Raw genomic sequence first — 1,245 nt, 5'->3', positions numbered from 1 at the left:
AAGACCTCGACGATGTCTCGGCCAAACGCCGGGCGGGCATGGCCCTGACCCAAGCCGAGGCCAAGTTCGAAGCCGACCCGAGCACCAAGCACGCCGCAGAGCTGGCCGCCGCGCAGAAGCACTACGACAACACCGTCGGCGCGGATGTCCCCAACAACAGCAAGCTCGGCGAGGACCTTGGTGAGGAGGCCGCACGGCTCCACATGCTCCGGCAGCCGGAGTTCGCAGGGGCGGAGGAGCTCACCGACCTTCCCGATACCCCCAACGGCGCGAAGCGGTTCGACCAACTCTGGCGCACCAAGGACGGGAACCTGCTCATCGTCGAGGCGAAGGGTCCCAAGGCGGACTTGGACTGGCGTATGGGCAACGGCCGACTCGACCAAGGCACCAAAGTGAAGCAGGGCACGATCGAATACGTCCGTACCATCGTGGCGGACATGGAACACCGCGCCCTGGTCTCGCCGGAGGACGCCAAGTACGCCAAAGAAATCAAGGACGCGATCAAGAACAAGACCCTGCAGTACGTTCTCGTCCAGGCCACCGAGAACACCGGTACGTATGCTGGGGCCAAGCTCAAGCATTTCAGGCTCTTCTAAGGAGAGACGCGTTGGTCTCGATCGTTTCCCGCCACCCCTTTCCCACAGGGAACGCGGCTGCGGGCCTCGCCGTACTCCAGGAGAACTCCTCAGAGCTGATCGAAGGACTTGAGGCCGACTCCAGCGACCTGGGCGACGCCCTGAGTACCACCCTCACCCTGGCGGAGGGGCACTTCCTTCTGGACCCCATCGGGCAGGATCTTCCCACCTGGCTGTCGTGGGTGAGCGCGATGCAGCTCGGCTCCGCCGTGTTCGCCGCCGCCACCACCACCGAGCCGACCGTGACCTGCCGTATCGCGGACAAGGACCGTACGCTCCAGGCCACGGGAGTGCAGCCGTATACGCACGCGGGCACCTGGCTCACCGCCTTCTACCTGGCTGCGGTGTGCCGGGAGAGGGACCGGATGACGGCCCTGTGCCGGGTGCCCGTGTCCCTGCTGCGGGAATCCGGGGCTCAGTTCGATGAGTTCCAGTACCAGTGGATCGAGACGCTCCAGGAGTACTGGGTCGGCACTGGCGATATCGTCCCGACGCTGACCGCCGCAATCCACGGGACGGACCCGGAGGCGTCCACCATCGCGGACCCGGAGACGGTGGCGAAGCAGCTGTATCCGCCGATGGAGATGTTCCATCGGTTCATCACGCGGAA

General features: G+C 65.2%; 1 protein-coding gene and 1 pseudogene. Both read left to right on the top strand.

Features of this window, described 5'->3' with window-relative positions:
* Window positions 1-596, top strand: a pseudogene (locus SSOG_RS27710) (hypothetical protein); the annotation flags it as partial.
* Window positions 597-607: 11 nt separating this feature from the next.
* Window positions 608-1,245: immunity 49 family protein (locus SSOG_RS27705; RefSeq protein WP_039938858.1), on the top strand; the 638-nt coding region annotated here is incomplete at its 3' end.

Source organism: Streptomyces himastatinicus ATCC 53653, assembly GCF_000158915.1.
In the GTDB taxonomy this organism is placed as follows: Bacteria; Actinomycetota; Actinomycetes; order Streptomycetales; family Streptomycetaceae; genus Streptomyces; species Streptomyces himastatinicus.
The sequence above is the reverse complement of the archived record's forward strand: the minus strand, read 5'-3'. Positions and strand labels throughout refer to the sequence as shown.